The sequence below is a fragment of the Streptomyces griseorubiginosus genome (genome assembly GCF_017614965.1).
Lineage (GTDB): Bacteria > Actinomycetota > Actinomycetes > Streptomycetales > Streptomycetaceae > Streptomyces > Streptomyces griseorubiginosus_B.
Genome location: NZ_WVUG01000681.1, coordinates 1 through 899, shown reverse-complemented (window position 1 = coordinate 899; position 899 = coordinate 1). Strand labels below are relative to the sequence as shown.

At 75.8% G+C, this 899-nt stretch carries 1 pseudogene; it reads right to left on the bottom strand.

Going from position 1 to position 899, the window contains the following annotated elements:
• Positions 1 to 101: 101 nt before the first annotated feature.
• Positions 102 to 899, bottom strand: a pseudogene (locus tag GRC12_RS44720) (hypothetical protein); the annotation flags it as partial.

Below are 899 nucleotides of genomic sequence, written 5' to 3'. Positions count from 1 at the left end.
GGGCGGGGTTCTGGGCGCCGTCCACCGGGGGCTGCCGCCCCCAGCCCCCCGCGTCGTCCCTGAACGGGCCTCGTCCTCAAACGCCGGACGGGCTGATGGGACTACCCCAGCGCTCGGCCCAGTACGTACACCGCCGGGGCCGCTGCCGTCAGGGGCAGGGCCACTCCCGCTGTGAAGTGGACGAACCTCGACGGGTAGTCGTAGCTGGCGACGCGGTGGCCGATGAGGGCACACAGGGACGCGGCGGCGCCCAGGAGGGCGCCCTTCGTACCGAAGCCCGTCATGCCGCCGACCGCGATGCCCGCCCCCGCCGCCGCGAGCAGCGCGACGACCAGCGAGGCCGGAGTGGGCAGCGGGAGGGCGCGGGCCAGGAGCGCCACCGCCACCGCCGCCGCGCCCACGGACACCGCGTCCGTGTCGGCCGCGAGGTAACCGGCCGCGAGGATCGACAGCGCCGCCGAGGCGACCGTCGCCATCAGGCCGTACATCCGCTCGTCCGGGTCGGCGTGCGAGCGCAGTTGCAGCACCAGGGAGAGCAGGACCCAGACGCCGAGCGTGCCGAGGATGGCCGCCGGTCCGTGCTCGCGGCCCGCCGCCAGCAGGGCGACGTCGGCCACCAGCGCGCCCAGGAAGGCCAGCGCGATGCCCTGGCGGGCGGGCCACATGCCGTTCAGGCGGAACCAGCCCGCCGCGGTGACCGCCTGGAGGGCGACGAGCGGGAGGAGCAGGGCGTACGAGCCGATGGCCGCCGTACCCGACAGGAGCAGCCCGAGCAGTGCCGTGAGCGCGGCCGGCTGCATCCCGGGCTCGATGATCGGGGAACGCCCCTCCAGACGGGCCCGCTGGGCATCGGTGATGCGTGCGTTGCCGGAGAGGGTGGCGGGGCCGTAACCGGGGTC